Source organism: Klenkia sesuvii (genome assembly GCF_037083825.1).
Lineage (GTDB): Bacteria > Actinomycetota > Actinomycetes > Mycobacteriales > Geodermatophilaceae > Klenkia > Klenkia sesuvii.
Genome location: NZ_JBAPLU010000001.1, coordinates 37,492 through 55,785 on the forward strand (window position 1 = coordinate 37,492; position 18,294 = coordinate 55,785).

Sequence of the window (18,294 nt, forward strand, 5' to 3'; positions counted from 1 at the left end):
GGGAACTCTAGCAAACGGTCACGAGCGCACGAACAACCGGCGGTGCGGCGCGCCCGGGGTGGCCGACCGCACGCCCGTGCGGGCCAGCAACCAGGCCTCCAGCCGGTCGTCGGGCAGCGGCCGGCTGACCAGGAACCCCTGCAGCTTGTCGCAGCCCATCTCGGTGAGCAGGTCGCGGGTGACCTCGTCCTCGACACCCTCGGCGACCACCCGCAGCCCGAGGTTGTGGGCCAGCTCCACGATGGACCGGGCGATGAACGCCTCGCTCTGGCTCGTGGACATGCCCAGCACGAACGACTTGTCGATCTTGAGCTCGTCGATGGGCAGCTGCCGCAGCTGGGACAGCGACGAGTACCCCGTGCCGAAGTCGTCCATCGACAGCCGCAGCCCCAGGGAGTGCAGGTCGGCCAGCACGGTGGAGTTGCGCACCGAGTCGTCGACGACGATGCCCTCGGTCAGCTCCAGGGTCAGCAGCGAACCCGGGACACCGTGCCGGCGCAGCGCCGCCCGCACGCGGTCGACCAGGTCGGGCTCGGCCAGGCACTTGGCCGAGAGGTTGACCGCCACCGACAACGCGATGTCCTGCTCGAGCCACCGGCGGCAGCGTTCCAGTGCCAGGTCCAGCACGTAGTCGGTGAGCGCCCCGATGCGGCCGATCTGCTCGGCCAGGCCGATGAAGTCGTCGGGCGGGACGTTGCCGTACCGCGGGTGCGCCCACCGCACCAGGGTCTCGACCGACACGATGTCGGAGGTGCGCGTGTCCACGATCGGCTGGAACACCACCGTGATCTGCTTCTCGGCCATCGCCGACTCCAGCTCGGTGCCCAGCTGCAGCCGGCGCAGGCTCTGCTGGTCCAGCACCGGGTGGTAGCTGGCCACGCCGCCGGACGCGTGGCCGGCGAGCAGGGCGACGTCGGCCCGCTGCATCAGCGTGCCGGGGTCGCGTCCGTGCACCGGGGCGGCGGCGACCCCGAGCGTGAGCAGCACGTCCAGGTCCAGGCCGGCCACCCGCACGCGGGTGGCGGCGGCGTCGCGCAACCGGCGGGCGGCCCGCTCGGTCGCCGGCAGGCTCAACCCCGGCAGCAGGACGGCGAACTGGCCGCCGTCCATGCGCGCCACCAGCGCTCCCGGCGGCGCCTGGTCCCGCAGCAGCCCGGCGGTCACCATCAGCAGCTCGTCGCTGGCCGCGTGGCCGAGGGTGTCGGTCACCTCGGTGTAGTTGTCCAGCGAGGCGAGCACGACCCCGACGCGGACCTCCTCGTCGTCACCCCCGAGCAGGGCCTGCATCTCGGTGGCCAACCGCTGCCGGTTCGGCAGCCCGGTCAGGCTGTCGTGGTCGGCGTCGTAGCGGATGCGGGTCAGCAGCTGCTGCTGGCGGATCGCGGCGTTGACGTGGGTGAGCATCGACTCCAGCGCAGCCCGGTCCCCGGACTCGAACGACACCACGTCGCTCTGCCGGTCGCAGACCTCGAGGTACCCGTACTCCCCCGCGGCGGTGGTGATGGGCGCTCCCAGGACCTCCCGCGCCCCCCGTCGTCGCAGCGCAACCGCCTCGGCCGTCGTGGCCCGGACGGCCGACACCAGCACGGGTCCGGCCCGGTCGGGATCGACGGCCCGTGCGCGGATCTCGTCGTCGGGGTCGCTCGGACCCTCGTACCAGGGGTCAGCCTGCGCGGCGCGGTCGATGACCAGTCGCGGTTCGTCGTCCAGGTAGGGCGGCAACCAGATGGCCACCCGATCGGCGTTCAGCAGCTCCCGCACGGCCGCGACGATCTGGCGCAGCCCGACCTCGTCGGGGGCCACCTCCTCGACGGTGCGCGCGAAGTCGTACACCTGCTGGAGGCTCCGGCGTTCACGGTTGACTCGAGCAGTCTGGCGGAAGAGCAGCAGGACGGCAGCCACCAACGGGAGGACGACGAGCAGGGCCCACGTCGTCTGCTCGAGGAGCAGCAACCCCACCACGGCGACACCGACGCCGAGGACGGGGAGGACCAGGGTCGGGGCGATGGTGGCGTTCAGGATCTCCAACCCGGAGCGCCCGGTCGTCATCGCGATGGCCACGGCGACGAGCCCGGCACTGAGCACCGACGACGCGACCAGTGCGCAGGTGAGGGCCAACCACGACAGGGGTTGGGTCAGCTCGACCGGCGGGAACACCCGCAGCACCAGCACCGCCGTCGCGACCTCGAGGACCGCGACGGCGAGGTTGAACACCACCTTGGCCGGCGCGTAGCGCTGGTACCCGAGACTCACGACCAAGGCCGCCACACGAGCGACCGCGGTCCACAGGCCACCGATCTCGAGCAACCCGACCACGACGACTGCCTCGATGGTCGACAACGTCCAGGTCTGGCGACCGCGCTCGATGTAGATGGGCGCCGTCTCCGCGACCAGCGCACCCAGGAAGACCACCCCGATCAACCACGGGTTGGCCGGGACGGCCGACGGGGCCAGCGCCGGGACCCCGACGAGCACGGCCAGGGCCGCCACGAGCGCGGTGGGGAGCCACGACCGCCGCAGCAGAGCGGGCCCTCGCGTGGCCATGGGGGTGCGGACTTCGGCCAACGTCAGCCTGTCTGTCGGGAGCGGCGTCGGCGCGAGGCTAACAGCGAGTGACCGTGAGGACGGGCCTCACTCACTCCTCAGGGGTGGCCGCCAGCTCGACGGCCACCCCTGGGAACGGTGCGGAGGAGCAGGGCTCAGCTCACTTCCACTTGTTGCCGAGCTTCCACTTGTTCCCGGCCTTCCACTTGTTGCCGCGGCCGGTGCTGGACATGGTGACGGTGCTCGACATGACGCCTCCTCAGGCATGGGTGGACTGCTCGAATGCGGCAGCCGCCCACGCGGGGGCAGAGCTAGGTCGGCACGGACCGCTGCGAGAAGACTCCGCTGTGTCACCCATTCGGGCAAGTCGCGGACACCCACCGGGGTGCCGCGCGGACGCGTCACCACTCTGCGTGCAAAAGTTGTTACCCACCGTCACCCGGTGAGGTGACACCCGGTCGGGGGTGAGAACCAGCCACGCAGGCACCCCACCCGGGCCGGCGATCCCCAGCCGCTGCGATCCGGCCCCCACGGGTGCCGTCGGGCTCTACAGTGCGCCCGTGCGCGAGCGGTGGGCCGGGTCGGAGCAGGGGTCGAGCCTGCCCTTCGTCCTGGTCTGCTGGCTGGTCGCAGCACTGATGACGTTCGGGGCGATCGCCGCCTCCGACGCCTTCCTCGAGCAGCAGCGCGTGCAGTCGGCGTGCGACGGCGCCGCGCTGGCCGCGGCCAACCAGACCGGCCCCGCAGCCGCCTACACCCGCGGGGTCACCGGCTACCTGCCCCTGGACCGGACGTCGGCGGAACTCGCCGTCGCCGACCAGCTGGCCGACGGCGGCACCCGGCTCGACGCCTGGTCGGTCACGGTGGACGGCGTCGAGGCCACGGTCACCTGCACCCGCTCGGTGCAGATCGCCTTCGGGTGGTTGTTCCTCGGCGGCGCCCCGTTGCAGCGCACCGCGGTGGCCAGCGCCCAGGCCCCCACAGCCTGAGGACGACGACGGCCCCCGACCAGGGGTCGGGGGCCGTCGCACCAGGCGTGGCGGGTGAAGGATTCGAACCTTCGTAGGCTAAGCCGACGGATTTACAGTCCGCTCCCATTGGCCACTCGGGCAACCCGCCGTGTGCTGTGGTGCCCGACGAGCGTACAAGACCGGTCCGGGCCACCCACGAGGTGGCCCGCGACCACGAGGAGGAGAGTCCCGACATGGCAGATGCGTCCTTCGACGTCGTGAGCAAGGTCGACCGCCAGGAGGTCGACAACGCCCTGAACCAGGCGGGCAAGGAGTTGTCGCAGCGGTTCGACTTCCGCGGCACCAACGCCGGTATCGCGTGGGCCGGCGAGGAGGGGGTCACCCTCACCGCCGACACCGAGGAGCGGGTCGCCGCCGCGCTCGAGGTGTTCAAGGAGAAGCTGGTCAAGCGCGGCATCTCCATGAAGGCCGTCGACGCCGGCGAGCCCCAGGCGTCGGGCAAGACCTACAAGATCTCGGCCACCATCCAGCAGGGCATCGCCTCGGACAAGGCCAAGCAGATCGCCAAGACGATCCGCGACGAGGGCCCCAAGGGCGTCCAGGCGCAGATCCAGGGCGACCAGCTGCGGGTCAGCGGCAAGAAGCGCGACGACCTGCAGGCCGTGCAGCAGCTGCTGAAGAGCAAGGACTTCGAGATCGCCCTGCAGTTCGACAACTACCGCTGAGGACCGGCCCCCTCGCCCCGGCGAGGGGGCCGGCCCAGCACGTCACCGCCGGGCCATCGCCTCGAGGCGGGCGATGCGCTCGGACATCGGTGGGTGGGTGGCGAACATCGACGCCATGCCCCCGCCGCGGAAGGGGTTGGCGATCATCAGGTGGCTCTGCGTCACCAACCGCTGGTCCTGCGGCAGCGGGCGGGCCGCCACCCCCCGCTCCAGCTTGCGCAGCGCCGAAGCCAGGGCCAGCGGGTCCTGCGAGAGCTGGGCCCCGGAGCTGTCGGCCTGGTACTCCCGGCTCCGGCTGACGGCCATCTGCACCAGCCCGGCGGCGAGCGGGCCCAGCAGGACCAGCAGCAGCCCGCCGAGGGCGTTGCCACCGCCGCGGTCCTCCGACCGCCCGCCGAACAGGCTGGAGAACATGGCCATCTGGGCGACGAAGGTGATCGCGGTGGCCATGGCCCCGGCCACCGAGCTGATCAGGATGTCGCGGTTGTAGACGTGCGAGAGCTCGTGCGCCAGCACCCCGCGCAGCTCCCGCCGGTCCAGCAGCTCGAGGATCCCCTGCGTGCAGCAGACCGCGGCGTTGCGCGGGTTGCGTCCGGTGGCGAAGGCGTTGGGCTGGTTGGTCGGGCTCACGTAGAGGCGGGGCATCGGCTGCCGGGCCTCGGTGGCCAGTTCCCGCACGATGGCGTACATCTGCGGCGCCTGGGTCTCGGTGACCGGGAAGGCCCGCATCGACCGCAGCGCCAGCTTGTCGCTGTTGACGTACGCGTAGCCGTTGATGCCCAGCGCGACGACCAGGGCCACCACCAGCCCACCGCGCCCGCCCAGCAGCGCGCCGATGGCCAGGATGATGCCGGCCATGAGGCCCAGCAGCAGCGCGGTCTTCAGTCCGTTGCTCCAGCGGTGCACGCCCGCTCAACGCGGCGGGCGGGGACGCCGTTCCCCGCCGACCCACCCGCCGACCCACCCGCCGACCTCGGCACGTTTGCCGACCCGCACGTCGAGCAACCACACCGTCATGAGCACCGACACCGACACCGGTGAGCAGGAACTCCTCCGGGCCCACGCGGGCACCGACGGCGGCGCACCCGTCGGTGCCGACGCGCTGAACCACGCCTCGGGCCTGGGCACCCACGAGCTCGTCGCCCAGGTGGCCGCCGCGCAGCCCGAGGCCGTCGCCCTCGTGGTCGACTCCCTCACCGGGTCCGACGCCCACGGCCGCGACGTCACCGAGCTGCTCCAGCTGGTCGTGCGCACCGCCAAGGCCGCCATCGACGACTGCGACTCCGCCGGCGTCACCGTCGTCCAGGAGGGCACGCCGTTCACCTCGGCCTGGACCGACGAGCGCACCCTGGCCGTCGACCGCGACCAGTACGACGTCGACGACGGCCCCTGCCTGCACGCCGTCCGCCAGCAGACCTGCGTGCGGGTGACCGTGAGCGAGGCGATGGAGCTGTGGCCCGACTTCACCCGGGGGGCCCAGGCCGACGGGGTGCTGGCCTTCCTGGCGTGCCCGATCGTGGTCGACGACGAGCAGTTCGGCGCCCTCAACCTGTACGGCCGGTCGCGCGACGGGTTCAGCGACGACGACGAGGCGCTGGCCGTGCTCATCGGGCGCATCGCCTCGGGTCTGGTGGCCGGTCAGCTGCGCCAGCACCGGTCGGCCACGCTGGTCTCCCAGCTGGAGGAGGCCATCGCGTCACGGGCGGTGATCGAGCAGGCCAAGGGGGCCATCGCCGTCGTGCGGCAGGTCTCCCCCGACGACGCCTTCGGCATCCTGCGCTCGGTCAGCCAGGACACCAACGTGAAGCTGCGCGAGGTCGCCGCCCGCACCCTGCGCGAGTTCGGCGCGCTGCTCGGCTGACCAGTGCAAGTGAGGGCAGCCTGTGTGCTCCCTCACTCTGCCCTCCCGACGGCGCCCTGTCCCGTCACGGGAACGTAACGTCGGCCGGTGGAGGTACACCCCTGATGACCCACAGCACCCCCGAGCAGTCCACCGTCGACGCCCCGTCGTCGGCTCCGGGCGGGCTCGTCAAGAGCGTCGTCGCCCTCGACCGGGTCGTGATCCGGCTGGCCGGTGACTCCGGTGACGGCATGCAGCTGACCGGCAACCGGTTCACCAGCGAGACGGCGTCCTTCGGCAACGACCTGTCGACGCTGCCCAACTTCCCGGCCGAGATCCGGGCGCCCACGGGGACGTTGCCGGGTGTGTCCAGCTTCCAGCTGCACTTCGCCGACCACGACATCATGACCCCCGGGGACGCCCCCGACGTGCTGGTCGTGATGAACCCCGCCGCGCTCAAGGCCAACCTGGCCGACCTGCCCGGCGGCGGTCTGCTCATCGCCGACTCCGACGAGTTCACCGCGCGCAACCTGGCCAAGGTCGGCTACGCGGAGAACCCCCTGACCGACGGGTCGCTCGACGGCTGGCAGCTGGTGAGCGTGCCGCTGACCTCGATGACCACCGACGCGCTCGCCGACTCGGGCCTGGGCAAGAAGGAGGCCGAGCGCAGCAAGAACATGTTCACCCTCGGTCTGCTGTCGTGGATGTACCACCGGCCGACCGAGGGCACCGTCCGATTCCTCGAGCGGCAGTTCCGCAGGAAGCCCGAGATCGCCGCGGCCAACATCGCCGCCTTCCGGGCCGGGTTCAACTACGGCGAGACCACCGAGGCGTTCGCGGTCTCCTACGAGATCAAGCCTGCCCCGATGGCGCCGGGCACCTACCGCAACATCTCGGGGAACCAGGCCCTGGCCTACGGGCTGGTCGCGGCCGGGCAGCGCTCGGGCCTGCCGGTGTTCCTGGGTGCCTACCCGATCACCCCGGCCTCGGACGTGCTGCACGAGATGAGCAAGCACAAGTCCTTCGGCGTGCGCACGTTCCAGGCCGAGGACGAGATCGCCGGCATCGGTGCCGCGCTGGGCGCCAGCTTCGGCGGTGCGCTGGGCGTCACGACGACGTCCGGACCGGGTGTGGCGCTGAAGGCCGAGACGATCGGGCTGGCGGTGATGACCGAGCTGCCGCTGGTCGTCGTCGACGTCCAGCGCGGTGGCCCCTCCACCGGTCTGCCGACCAAGACCGAGCAGTCGGACCTGCTGCAGGCCATGTTCGGCCGCAACGGCGAGGCCCCGGTGCCGGTCGTGGCACCGCGCTCGCCGGCCGACTGCTTCGACGCAGCCATCGAGGCCGCCCGGATCGCGCTGACCTACCGCACCCCGGTCTTCCTGCTGTCCGACGGCTACCTGGCCAACGGCGCCGAGCCGTGGTCGGTCCCGGCCGCGGACACCCTGCCCGACCTGCAGGTGGAGTTCGCGACCGAGCCCAACGGCGAGGACGGCGAGTTCCTGCCCTACCTGCGCGACCCCGAGACGCTGGCCCGCCCGTGGGCGGTGCCCGGCACCAAGGGTCTGCAGCACCGCATCGGCGGGCTGGAGAAGGCAGACGGCACGGGCAACATCTCCTACGACCCGGCCAACCACGACTTCATGACCCGCACCCGGCAGGCCAAGGTCGACGGGATCGCCGCGTCGCTGCCGCCCACCGAGGTCGACGACCCCGACGGCGACGCGAAGGTCGCCGTCATCGGCTGGGGCTCCACCTACGGGCCGATCGGGGCCGCCTGCCGGCGGATCCGCCGCTCGGGCCGCTCGATCGCCCAGGTCCACCTGCGCCACCTCAACCCGATGCCGGCCGACCTGGGCGAGGTGCTGCGCTCCTACGACCGCGTGGTGTGCCCGGAGATGAACCTCGGCCAGCTGGCCCTGCTGCTGCGCGCGAAGTACCTCGTCGACGTGCACAGCCACACCCAGGTGCGCGGGCTGCCCTTCCGGGCGGCCGAGCTCGCCGCCGTCCTCCAGGACGTCATCGACAGCACCGGACCGGAGGTCCAGTCGTGACCACCCACCCCACCTCTCCCGCGATCGACGAGCACGTCCACGAGCTGGGCATGCCCGCCTTCGACCAGCGCATCGCCGACGCCGTCGCCCGCTCGGTCGAGCTCGGCGGCGAGAAGCAGACGCAGCTCAAGGCCAAGGACCTCAAGACCGACCAGGAGGTCCGCTGGTGCCCCGGCTGCGGTGACTACGTCATCCTCAACGCCGTCCAGTCGTTCCTGCCCAGCCTGGGCATCGCCCGCGAGGACATGGTGATCGTGTCCGGGATCGGCTGCTCGAGCCGGTTCCCGTACTACATGAACACCTACGGGATGCACTCGATCCACGGGCGTGCCCCGGCGATCGCCACCGGGCTGGCCACCTCCCGCCCCGACCTGTCGGTGTGGGTGGTCACCGGCGACGGCGACGCGCTGTCGATCGGCGGCAACCACCTCATCCACACGCTGCGCCGCAACGTGAACCTGACGATCCTGCTGTTCAACAACCGGATCTACGGCCTGACCAAGGGCCAGTACTCCCCCACCTCGGAGGTCGGCAAGGTCACCAAGAGCACCCCGATGGGGTCGCTGGACCACCCGTTCAACCCCGTGTCGCTGGCGCTGGGCGCCGACGCCACCTTCGTGGGGCGGGCCATGGACTCCGACCGCAAGGGGCTCACCGACGTGCTGCGGCAGGCCGCCGAGCACCAGGGCACCGCGCTGGTGGAGATCTACCAGAACTGCAACATCTTCAACGACGGCGCCTTCGAGCTGCTCAAGGACCCGCTGACGGGCACCCAGTGGTCGATCCCGCTGGTGCACGGCGAGAAGCTGGTCTTCGGCCCCGACGGCGCCTCCTGCGTGGTCGCCGACGGCTGGGGCGGGCTGCGGATCGCCGAGACCAACCAGGTCGAGGAGGCCGACATCGTGGTGCACGACGCCCACCGCACCGACCCGGCCTACGCCTTCGCGCTGTCGCGGCTGTCCAGCCAGGACCTCCGCTACACCCCCATGGGCGTGTTCCGCTCGGTGCAGAAGCCGACCTACGACGCGATGATGACCGACCAGCTCGAGGACGCCCGCTCCGGTCAACCGGCCGACCTCGACGCGCTGCTCCGCGGCTCGGACACCTGGACGGTCGACTGACCTTGCGCCGGCGCCCGGCCCGGCGCACAGTGTCTCTGTGATCGCGAGGAACAGGTACTTCCGGGCCGGGCACAGGCACCCGTGAGCGCCGCGGTGGACGACGGGGTCCGGGTGGGTGCGCGGTCGGCGACGGGCCGGCTGGTCGAGGACGTCGTCCTCGGCGCGCGGATCGGTGCGATGCGTGCCGGCGGGTACGCCCTCGCGCTGCGCGGTGACCGCGTGGCCCGCCTGCTGCACCGACCGTGGCGACTGGACCCCTACCCGGTCTACGCCCAGCTACGGGCCGCCCAGCTGGCGCGCGGTCCGGTGCGCAGCGGCACGGGCCTCACCGCCGTCGCCACCCACGCCTCGGTCGAGGCCGTGCTGCGCGACCGCCGGTTGGGGGTGCGGCTGTCCGACGGCCGCAGCCGGCTCAGCCAGGGCGACGCCCCCTCCCTCATGGAGCCGGTCGACCTGTCGCTGCTGACCGTCGACCCGCCCGACCACACCCGGTTGCGCCGCCTGGCCCAGCCGGCCTTCGCGCCCCGCCGGCTGGCGCACTACCGCGCCGTCGCCGAGCAGGTGACCACGGAGCTGCTGGACCGCGCGCTCGCCCGCCGGGGCCCGTTCGACCTGGTCGCCGACCTGGCCTCGCCGTTGCCCATCCGGGTCATCTCGGCGCTGCTGGACGTCCCCGACGTCGACGCCGAACGGTTCGCCCGCTGGGGTCTGGCCTTGGGGTCCTCCCTGGACGGCGTCCGGTCCCCCGCCCACGTGCGCGAGCTGACCCGGGCCACCGACGGCATGCGGGCGCTGTTCGGCCAGCTGCTCGAGCAGCGCCGGGCGCACCCCGGCGAGGACGTCATCTCGACCCTGGCGGGCGCGGTGGACGGCGGCACCGCCACCGCCGACGAGGTGCTGGCCCTGGCCCAGCTGCTGCTGGTCGCCGGGTTCGAGACCACGACCAACCTCATCGGCAACGCGGTGCAGGCCATGCACCGCACCCCGGGCCAGTGGACCGCGCTGGCCGCGGACCCGTCACTGGCGGCGGCCGCGGTCGAGGAGACGCTGCGCTACGACTCGCCGGTCCAGCTCACCGCCCGGTTCGCGCACGAGGACGTCGAGGTCGGCGACCTGCGGCTGTGCCGGGACAGCGGCGTGCTGGTGCTCCTGGCCAGCGCCAACCGCGACCCGGCCGTGCACGCCGACCCCGACCGGTTCGACCTGCACCGCGAGCAGGCCGCGCCGCACCTGGCCTTCTCGGGCGGTGCGCACTACTGCCTGGGTGCCCCGCTCGCCCGGTTGGAGGGCGAGGTGGCCCTGCGGCTGCTGGCCGAGCGCATGCCCCGATTGCGCCCGGCCGGCTCCCCGGTGCCCCGCGTGGCCACGGTGCTGCGCGGCCCCCTGCAGCTCCCCGTCACCGCCTGAGCGCGGTCGCGTGGGTCACCCCGCGTCGCTGCTCCTCCGTCCGCGTCGGGACGTGCCCGACGGGGCGTTCGCGGCGCTCGACCCACCCGACAACACCGCGCTGAGGACGGCGAGCGCGGTTCCCAGCTCGTCCCGGCCGGGCGCTGCCCACCCGACCACGAGGCCCGCCCGCGCATCGACCAGCCGCTGCTCGGCCAGCGTGCCCACCGCCACGTCGTGGCCGGCCAGCTCGTCGGCGACCGCGGCCTCCGTGGCCCGGTCGGGCAGCGGGACGACGAGGTGCGCCCCGGCCGCGTCACCCACCGTGGTGCGCCCGGCGCTGGTCACCGCGGCCCGGACGAGGCCGCGGCGGTCGGCCAGCTCACGGCGCAGCCGGCGGAGGTGGCGGGCCAGGTCCCCCGAGGCCGCGAGGGCCGTGAACACCCGCTGACCGGCCCGCCCGGGTCGCTGGCCGGTGGCGGTCCGCCGCTCCAGCAGCCCGGCGCGCACCCCCGGCGGGGCCACCAGCCAGCCCAGGCCGAGCGTCGGGGTCAGCACCTTGGACGCCGTCCCCAGGTGGACGACGACGTCGGGGGCGAGTGCGGCCAGCAACGGCAGCGGGGCCACGTCGTAGCGCAGCTCGCCGTCGTAGTCGTCCTCCCACACCGTGAAGCCCTCCGCCCGGGCCCGCGCGACCAGGGCCGAGCGGCGGGCCGCGGGGAGCCGTCCGCCGAGCGGGAACTGGTGCGCCGGCGTGCAGTACACCGCGTCGAGCCCGGCGGGCACGGCGTCGACCACCAGCCCGTCGTCGTCCACCGGGAGCGGCACGACCTGCACCCCGGCGGCCCGCAGGGCACCGACGGCCCGCCGGTAGCCGGGGTCCTCCACCCCGACCCGGGCACCCGGGCCGAGCAGGGCGGCGAGCTCGGCGACGGCGGCCGACGTGCCCGCAGCGGCGAGCACGGCGGCCGGGTCGGGCGCCAGGCCCCGGTGGCGCAGCAGGTGCTCGACCACGGCGGCCCGGAACGCCGGGTCCCCGGCCGCCTCGTACCCGACGTCGGCGGGCCGGTCGCCGGCGGCCCGCCACGCCCGCCGCCAGGCCGCGGGGTCGAGCACCTCGGTGCACGGCGCGCCCGGACGCAGGTCGAGGACCGCCGCACCGGGCGCCGTCGCGGTGACCGCCGTCGCCGGGGCGGCCAGCGGGCTGCCCACGACGAAGGTGCCCACCCCGTGCCGGGCGGCCACCCAACCCTCGGCCAGCAGCTGGTCGTAGGCGGCGGCCGTGACCGTGCGGCTGACCCCGAGCTGGCTGGCCAGCTCGCGCGTGGAGGGCAGGCGGTCCCCGGCCCGCAGCCCCGGACCCGCGCGGAGTCCAGCGGCCAGCTGCACGGCCAGCGGCACCCGCGAGGTGCGGTCCAGCACGACCGGGACGTCGGCCACGGCACCTCCTGCAGTGGACTGCTCGAACAGCAGCGGATTGGCCGTTCCAGGATGCCACGGGTCACCGGAGGATCTCCTCGTGAGCACGCCGCTGTCCCCCACCGCCCGCTCGACCGTCCGCCGCAACGCCGTGCGGGCCCGCACCGACCGCGCCGACCTCCACGCGGTGCTCGACGCGGGGCTGGTGGGCCACCTCGGGCTCGCGCTGCCCACCGGGCCCCTCGTGCTGCCCACCGGCTACGGCCGGGACGGCGAGACGCTGTACCTGCACGGATCCACGGGCGCGGCCACCCTGCGGGCCGCCGCCGCCGGGCTGCCGGTCTGCTTCACGGTCACCCACGTCGACGGCGTCGTCTACAGCCGGTCGGCATTCCACCACTCGATGAACCACCGCAGCGCCGTGGTGCAGGGCACCGCCCGGCTGGTCACCGACCCCGACGAGCGGTGGCACGGCCTGGCCGTGCTCACCGACCACCTCGCACCCGGGTCCTGGGACCACAGCCGGCGACCCGACCGCAAGGAGCTGATCGCCACCGCCGTCCTCGCGCTGGACCTCACCGAGGCCAGCGTCAAGGTCCGCACCGGACCGCCCGGGGAGGACGAGCGCGACCTGGCCCACCCCGCCGCGGACTGGGCCGGCGTCCTGCCGCTGCACACCGTCTGGGGCCGACCCGAGCCCTGCCCGCAGCTGCCCCCCGGGACGCCGGTGCCCCAGCGGGTCAGCTCACGGGCGTGACCCGCAGCAGCTGGTCAGTGCCGTCGCCGTTGTCGGTGGTCAGGTACAGCGCGCCGTCGCCCCCCAGCTGGGGCGAGCGCACCCGGCCGTAGGTGCCCTCCAGCTCGGGGATGCGGAACTGCTCGACCAACGAGCCGTCGTCGGCCAGCCGGAGCGCGAGCACCCCGGTGTCCTTCTGGACGCCGAGCAGCAGCAACCCGTCGTAGACGCCCCACTGCTCGCCGTCGAGGAACGTGATGCCCGAGACGGCGATGGTGGGGTCGCCCGAGGACCAGACGGCCTCGATCGCACCGGGGATCTCGGGGTCGGTCATCGGCACGCTCTCGTCGTACACGCCCTGCCCGACCGGGTCCCACCCGTAGTTGCCGCCGTCGGTGGCCAGGTTGACCTCGTCGTCGACCTGGCTGCCCTGCTCGGCGGTGTAGACCGCCCCGGTGCCCGGCTGCACCGCGATGCCCTGCACGTTGCGGTGCCCGTACCCCACGACCGCGTGCGAGGTGGGGTCGGTGAGCTCGAGGAACGGGTTGCCCGCCGAGGGCTGCCCGGTCTGCGGGTCGACCCGCAGCAGCTTGCCGGCCAGCGACGAGAGGTCCTGCGGGTTGGTGCCGACCGCGTTGTCCCCGGTGCCGATCAGCAGCCGACCCTCGGCGTCGAAGCGCAGCCGGCACCCGCCGTGCCGGCCGGTGTCGGCGTTGACCGGGATCTCCCCCACCAGCGGGTCGGCGGTGCGGGTGGCCTCCGACCAGTCCTCCGCCACGGTCCAGGCGGTGACCTCGATGCCCGGCCCGCCGTCGGCGCCGCCGTCGGCGACACCCATGCAGGTGTAGAAGCGGCGGCTGTCGGCGAAGCCGGGGTCGAGCACGAGGCCCATCAGCCCGGTCTCGCCCTGCGCCCACAGGTCGTCGAGGTCGGCGGTCAGCTGCTGGGCCGAGCCGTCGGGCAGCACGGCGGTGAACCCGCCGCCGCGCTCGTCGAGCAGCAGGGTGCCGTCGGGGGCCTGGGCGACGTCCCAGGGGTGGTCCAGGCCGTCGAGGACCACCTCGACGTCCAGTGCCGGGGCGTCGGCGGGGGCCGACGTGGCGGCCGCGTCCGCGTCGGAGGACCCGGACGAGCAGCCGGCCAGCAGCACCAGGCCGGCGAGGAGGGCGGTCGGGCGGGCAGCGCGGCTGGTGGTCATCACCACCACTGTCCCCGAGGTGCGGGCACCGCGCAGGGTGCCCCGCGAGCGAGCGGTCGGGCTAGGCGCTGCGGGTGACCACGTACTCGCAGAGGGCGTCGAGTGCCTCGCGGACCTCGCCCTCGGGCACCCGGCCCAGCCGGGCCCGGGCGCGGTCGGCGTAGGAGTGCAGCACCTCGGTGGCCCGGGCCAGCGAGGCCGAGGAGCGCAGCAGCGCGAGGGCCTCGGCGTGCTCGGCGTCGTCGGTGAGCGGCCGGGCGACCAGCTCGCGCAGCCGGGCCTCGGCCGGGTCGTCCCCGGCCAGCACGAACAGCACCGGCAGCGTCGCGATGCCCTCCCGCAGGTCGGTGCCGGGCAGCTTCCCGGAGGTGCCGCGTTCGCCGACGATGTCGATGAGGTCGTCGGAGAGCTGGAAGGCGACCCCGACCTCCTCGGCGTAGGCGGTGAGGTCGTCGACCACGGCCGGGGAGACCCCGGCGAAGCGGGCGCCGAACCGGGCGGAGGTGGCGACCAGGGATCCGGTCTTGTCGGCCAGCACCGACAGGTGGTGCGCCACCGGGTCCTCCCCGGCGGCCGGGCCGACCGTCTCGCGGATCTGCCCGGTGACCAGCCGCTCGAACGTGCGGGCCTGGATGCGCACCGCCTCGGGCCCCAGGTCGGCGAGCAGGTCCGAGGCCCGGGCGAACAGGAGGTCACCGGTCAGGATGGCGATGCTGTTGTTCCACCGGCTGTTGGCGCTCGGGGCCCCGCGCCGCACGGCGGCCTCGTCCATGACGTCGTCGTGGTAGAGCGTCGCCAGGTGGGTGAGCTCGCAGACCACGGCGGCCGACACGACCTCGTCGGCGCCGGGGTCGCCGAGCTGCGCGGCCAGCAGCGCGAGCACCGGGCGGAACCGCTTGCCGCCGGCGGTCACGAGGTGCGCCGCGGCCTCCGCCACGAACTCGTGGTCGCTGGCCACGGCGGTCTGCAGCGCGGTCTCGACGCGGGCCAGACCGGCCGACAGCGCCTCCCCCAGCGGGCCCTCGGGCAGCCACGAGCCCATCGTGGAGGCCGGCCGACCAGGCCGGTTCCACGTCTGCGTCTGGCTGCCGTCACCGGTCGGGGTGTGGGCGCGGGATCCGCTCATCGCCGGTGAATCTAGTCTCCGCAGGCCGGGACGCCGACGGCTGCCCCGCCGGGCTCGTCGCCGGGAGCGCCGTGGATCCTCAGCCCACCAGGCCCGCGGCCCGGTCGGCCAGGTCGAGCACCGAGCCCGGTACGACACCCAGCACCAGCGTGGCGGCCACCGTGACGGCCAGCACGACGGTGGTGGGCAACCCGGGCACCCCGACCGTGGGCCCGTCCTCGGCCGGCTCCGAGAAGTACATGACCACGACCAACCGCAGGTAGAAGTAGCCGGCCACCGCGCTGGTGACCAGCGCGACCACCACCAACGGCCAGGCCCCCACCTCGGTCGCGGCCCGGAACACCGCGAACTTCCCGGTGAAGCCGCTGGTGAGCGGGATGCCGGCCAGCGCCAGGAGCAGGAAGGTCATGGTGCCCGCGGTGAGCGGTGAGCGGCGGGCCAACCCGGCCCACCGGGCGATCTGCGTGGCCTCCCCGTCGCCGTCGCGCACCAGGGTCACCACGGCGAAGGCGCCGACCGTGGTCAGCCCGTAGGCCAGCAGGTAGAACAGCGTGGCCGACAGCCCGGACCCCCCGAGCCCGAGCACGCCGGTGAGGAGGAACCCGGCGTGCGCGATCGAGGAGTAGGCCAGCATCCGCTTGACGTCGGTCTGGGTCAGCCCCAGGACGGCGCCGACCACCATCGACACGATCGCGATGCCGTAGACCAGCGGCCGCCAGGTCCAGTCCGCCGTCCCGAAGGCGACGTAGAGCAGCCGCAGCACCGCACCGAAGGCCGCGACCTTGGTGCAGGCGGCCATGAAGGCCGTCACCGGGGTGGGGGCGCCCTGGTAGACGTCCGGGGTCCAGGTGTGGAAGGGGGCGACCGAGGCCTTGAACATGAGGCCGACGACCAGCAGGCCCAGGCCCAGCACGAGCAGGGTGCCGGTGCCCTCGGCGGTGACCGACGCCCGGATCTCCGACAGCCGGATGCTGCCCGTGGCACCGTAGACCAGCGCCAGGCCGTACAGGAAGAACGCGGAGGCGAAGGCGCCGAGCAGGAAGTACTTGACCGCGGCCTCCTGCGACAGCAGCCGCCGCCGGCGGGCCATGCCGCACATCAGGTAGAGCGGGAGGCTGAGCACCTCGAGCGCGACGAACATGACCAGCAGGTCGTTGGCCGCGACGAACAGCATCATGCCGCCCACGGCGAAGGTGGCCAGCGGGTAGACCTCGGTCTGCACCCGCTGGTCGGTGAGCAGCTCCCGGTCTCGGGGGCTGCCGGCCGGCACGGCGGCGGAGGCGACGAACGCCGACCCGGCCGGGTCCAGGCCGCGCTCGGCGAACAGCAGGACCGACAGCGCGCCCAGACCGGCGACGGTGGCCTGCAGGAACAGCCCGGCGCCGTCGACGGCCAGCGCGCCGGCCGCGGTGACCTCGGCCCGGCCGGCCAGCAGCAGGACGGCGACGACGCCGCCGACCATGCCCACCAGCGCCAGGGCGACCTGCGCGGGCTGGCGCACGTGCCGGGGGGCGAAGGCCTCCACCAGGACGCCCACGAGGGCGGCGCCGAAGACCACCAGCAGCGGGCTGAGGGCGGCCAGGGAGAGGTCCGGAGCCTCGATCATCAGTTGGCCCCCTGCTCGGCGGTGGCGGGCTGGGTCCCCGCGGGGTCGGAGCCGACGTCGCCCATGGTGGCGCTGACGGCGGGGTTCACCAGGTCCAGCAGCGGCTGCGGGTAGACGCCCAGCCCGATGACGAGGGCCACCAGCGGGGCGACGACGACGAGCTCGCGGCGACGCAGGTCGGGGAACGGCCGGGTCTCGACCAGCCCGCGCACCGGCCCGTGCACCGCGCGCTGGACCAGCAGCAGCACGTAGAGCGCGGCCAGCACGATGCCGACGGTGGCCAGCACGGTGAACACCGGGCGGGCCGGGAAGGCCCCCAGGAGCACCAGGACCTCCGACACGAAGCTGTTGGTGCCCGGCAGGGCCAGGCTGGCCAGCCCGGCCACCAGGAACACCCCGGCCAGCACGGGGGCCTTCGTCGCGATGCCGCCGTAGTCGGCGATCCGCCGGGAGCCGCCCCGGCTGACCACCATGCCGACCACGAGGAACAGGATCCCGGTGCTGATGCCGTGGTTGACCATGTAGAGCACCGCACCGGAGCCGCTCTCGACCGTGAAGGCGAAGATGCCCAGCGCGATGAACCCGAAGTGGGCGATCGAGGTGTAGGTGACCAGGCGCTTGATGTCGGACTGCCCGATCGCGACCAGGGCCCCGTAGAGGATGCCGGCCACCGCCAGGCCCAGGATCCACGGCGCGAAGGTGCGCGAGGCGTCGGGGAACAGCGGGAGGCAGTAGCGGATGAAGCCGAAGGTGCCGACCTTGTCGAGCACCCCGACCAGGAGCACCGCGCCGCCGACCGGGGCCTCGGCACCGGAGTCGGGCAGCCAGGTGTGGAAGGGCACCAGCGGCGCCTTGATGGCGAAGGCGACGAAGAAGCCCAGGAACAGCAGCTTCTGCACCCCGGGGTCGATGTCCAGGGCGCGCAGCGCGTCGAAGGCGAAGGTGCCCTCGCCGATCTGGGAGTTGCTCACCACGTACAGGCCGATGACCGAGGCCAGCATGACCAGCCCGCCGAGCAGGCTGTACAGGAAGAACTTCATCGCGGCGAACTGCCGGCGCGGTCCGCCGAAGCTGCCGATGATGAAGTACATCGGCACGAGCATGGCCTCGAAGAAGACGTAGAACAGGAACACGTCGGTGGCGGCGAAGACGCCGACCATCATCGACTCGAGCACCAGCAGCCAGGCGAAGTAGGCCTTCATCGGCCGGCCGCCGGGGCCGGTGTCGCGCCAGGACGCGACGACGACCACGGGCACCAGCACACCGATGAGCAGCAGCATCACCAGCGCGATGCCGTCGACACCCAGGGCGAACTGCACCCCGAAGGCCGGGATCCAGTCCACCGCGGTGGTCAGCTGGAACCGGTCGCCACCGGGGTCGAAGGCCACCGTGGCGAGCACGGCCAGCACCAGCACCAGGAGGCTGGTGCCGAGCGCGACCTGCTTGGCGACGGCGTCGCGGTCCCGCGGCAGCGCTGCCACGGCCGCACCGCCCACCGCCGGCAGCACGACCATCGCCAGCAGCCAGGGGACGTCGCTCACGACCGGGTCTCCTTCGTCGACGGGGTG

At 73.4% G+C, this 18,294-nt stretch carries 14 protein-coding genes and 1 tRNA gene; 7 read left to right on the forward strand and 8 right to left on the reverse strand.

Going from position 1 to position 18,294, the window contains the following annotated elements:
* Positions 1-18: 18 nt before the first annotated feature.
* Positions 19-2,544: a putative bifunctional diguanylate cyclase/phosphodiesterase gene (locus tag TEK04_RS00180; RefSeq protein ID WP_336402263.1), complete on the reverse strand. Its 2,526-nt coding sequence runs from the start codon at positions 2,542-2,544 to the stop codon at positions 19-21.
* A gap of 560 nt (positions 2,545-3,104) precedes the next feature.
* Here TEK04_RS00180 and TEK04_RS00185 point away from each other — a divergent pair.
* Entirely contained in the window at positions 3,105-3,533 is a 429-nt protein-coding gene (locus tag TEK04_RS00185) for a pilus assembly protein TadG-related protein (RefSeq protein ID WP_336402264.1), read from the forward strand.
* A gap of 48 nt (positions 3,534-3,581) precedes the next feature.
* Here the strand turns inward: TEK04_RS00185 and TEK04_RS00190 are convergent.
* A tRNA-Tyr gene (locus TEK04_RS00190) sits at positions 3,582-3,663 on the reverse strand.
* 85 nt (positions 3,664-3,748) lie between these two features.
* Between TEK04_RS00190 and TEK04_RS00195 the strand changes: the two genes are divergently transcribed.
* Positions 3,749-4,240, forward strand: coding sequence for a YajQ family cyclic di-GMP-binding protein (locus TEK04_RS00195; protein WP_336402265.1), 492 nt, complete (start codon positions 3,749-3,751; stop codon positions 4,238-4,240).
* A 42-nt stretch (positions 4,241-4,282) separates the two neighbouring features.
* Here the strand turns inward: TEK04_RS00195 and htpX are convergent, their stop codons facing one another.
* Entirely contained in the window at positions 4,283-5,146 is an 864-nt protein-coding gene (htpX, locus tag TEK04_RS00200) for a zinc metalloprotease HtpX (protein WP_336402266.1), read from the reverse strand.
* A gap of 109 nt (positions 5,147-5,255) precedes the next feature.
* Between htpX and TEK04_RS00205 the strand changes: the two genes are divergently transcribed.
* From TEK04_RS00205 to TEK04_RS00220, 4 genes are all read left to right on the forward strand, one after another.
* Positions 5,256-6,101, forward strand: coding sequence for a GAF and ANTAR domain-containing protein (locus TEK04_RS00205; RefSeq protein WP_336402267.1), 846 nt, complete (start codon positions 5,256-5,258; stop codon positions 6,099-6,101).
* A 104-nt stretch (positions 6,102-6,205) separates the two neighbouring features.
* Positions 6,206-8,134 carry a 2-oxoacid:acceptor oxidoreductase subunit alpha gene (locus TEK04_RS00210; RefSeq protein WP_336402268.1) on the forward strand — a complete coding sequence of 643 codons (1,929 nt, stop codon included), beginning with the start codon at positions 6,206-6,208 and terminating at the stop codon, positions 8,132-8,134.
* A complete protein-coding gene (locus TEK04_RS00215) occupies positions 8,131-9,255 on the forward strand; it encodes a 2-oxoacid:ferredoxin oxidoreductase subunit beta (RefSeq protein WP_336402269.1) in 1,125 nt (374 codons plus the stop codon). The genes TEK04_RS00210 and TEK04_RS00215 overlap by 4 nt, the downstream gene beginning before the upstream one ends.
* 81 nt (positions 9,256-9,336) lie before the next feature.
* Positions 9,337-10,662, forward strand: coding sequence for a cytochrome P450 (locus TEK04_RS00220; RefSeq protein ID WP_336402270.1), 1,326 nt, complete (start codon positions 9,337-9,339; stop codon positions 10,660-10,662).
* A 15-nt stretch (positions 10,663-10,677) separates the two neighbouring features.
* Here TEK04_RS00220 and TEK04_RS00225 read toward each other — a convergent pair whose 3' ends face one another.
* Positions 10,678-12,081 carry an aminotransferase-like domain-containing protein gene (locus TEK04_RS00225; RefSeq protein ID WP_336402271.1) on the reverse strand — a complete coding sequence of 468 codons (1,404 nt, stop codon included), beginning with the start codon at positions 12,079-12,081 and terminating at the stop codon, positions 10,678-10,680.
* A 79-nt stretch (positions 12,082-12,160) separates the two neighbouring features.
* On the opposite strand from TEK04_RS00225, the gene TEK04_RS00230 reads away from it, so the two are divergent.
* Positions 12,161-12,817, forward strand: a complete 657-nt coding sequence (locus TEK04_RS00230; protein ID WP_336402272.1) for a pyridoxamine 5'-phosphate oxidase family protein — start codon at positions 12,161-12,163, stop codon at positions 12,815-12,817.
* Here the strand turns inward: TEK04_RS00230 and TEK04_RS00235 are convergent.
* The 4 genes from TEK04_RS00235 to TEK04_RS00250 all read right to left on the reverse strand — a co-directional run bounded on the left by TEK04_RS00235 (position 12,801) and on the right by TEK04_RS00250 (position 18,267).
* The gene (locus TEK04_RS00235) at positions 12,801-13,994 is read right to left on the reverse strand and encodes a PQQ-dependent sugar dehydrogenase (protein WP_336402273.1); all 1,194 of its coding nucleotides are present in this window, start codon (positions 13,992-13,994) and stop codon (positions 12,801-12,803) included. The two genes, TEK04_RS00230 and TEK04_RS00235, sit on opposite strands and share 17 nt — an antisense overlap.
* Before the next feature lie 61 nt (positions 13,995-14,055).
* Positions 14,056-15,120 carry a polyprenyl synthetase family protein gene (locus TEK04_RS00240; protein WP_336402274.1) on the reverse strand — a complete coding sequence of 355 codons (1,065 nt, stop codon included), beginning with the start codon at positions 15,118-15,120 and terminating at the stop codon, positions 14,056-14,058.
* Positions 15,121-15,199: 79 nt separating this feature from the next.
* Complete coding sequence (nuoN, locus tag TEK04_RS00245) at positions 15,200-16,726, reverse strand: NADH-quinone oxidoreductase subunit NuoN (protein WP_336402275.1); 1,527 nt, start codon at positions 16,724-16,726, stop codon at positions 15,200-15,202.
* Positions 16,726-18,267 (reverse strand): NADH-quinone oxidoreductase subunit M, encoded by a 1,542-nt coding sequence (locus TEK04_RS00250; protein ID WP_336402276.1) that lies wholly within the window; start codon positions 18,265-18,267, stop codon positions 16,726-16,728. Before TEK04_RS00250 ends, nuoN begins: the two co-directional genes overlap by 1 nt.
* Positions 18,268-18,294: the final 27 nt, after the last annotated feature.

What these genes read in the sequence shown, in the direction of transcription:
- TEK04_RS00205 (WP_336402267.1), top strand. Translation starts at nt 5,256, where the DNA reads ATGAGCACCGACACCGACACCGGTGAGCAGGAACTCCTCCGGGCCCAC.
- TEK04_RS00180 (WP_336402263.1), bottom strand. Translation starts at nt 2,544, where the DNA reads ATGGCCACGCGAGGGCCCGCTCTGCTGCGGCGGTCGTGGCTCCCCACC.
- TEK04_RS00235 (WP_336402273.1), bottom strand. Translation starts at nt 13,994, where the DNA reads ATGACCACCAGCCGCGCTGCCCGCCCGACCGCCCTCCTCGCCGGCCTG.
- TEK04_RS00240 (WP_336402274.1), bottom strand. Translation starts at nt 15,120, where the DNA reads ATGAGCGGATCCCGCGCCCACACCCCGACCGGTGACGGCAGCCAGACG.
- nuoN (WP_336402275.1), bottom strand. Translation starts at nt 16,726, where the DNA reads ATGATCGAGGCTCCGGACCTCTCCCTGGCCGCCCTCAGCCCGCTGCTG.
- TEK04_RS00195 (WP_336402265.1), top strand. Translation starts at nt 3,749, where the DNA reads ATGGCAGATGCGTCCTTCGACGTCGTGAGCAAGGTCGACCGCCAGGAG.
- TEK04_RS00210 (WP_336402268.1), top strand. Translation starts at nt 6,206, where the DNA reads ATGACCCACAGCACCCCCGAGCAGTCCACCGTCGACGCCCCGTCGTCG.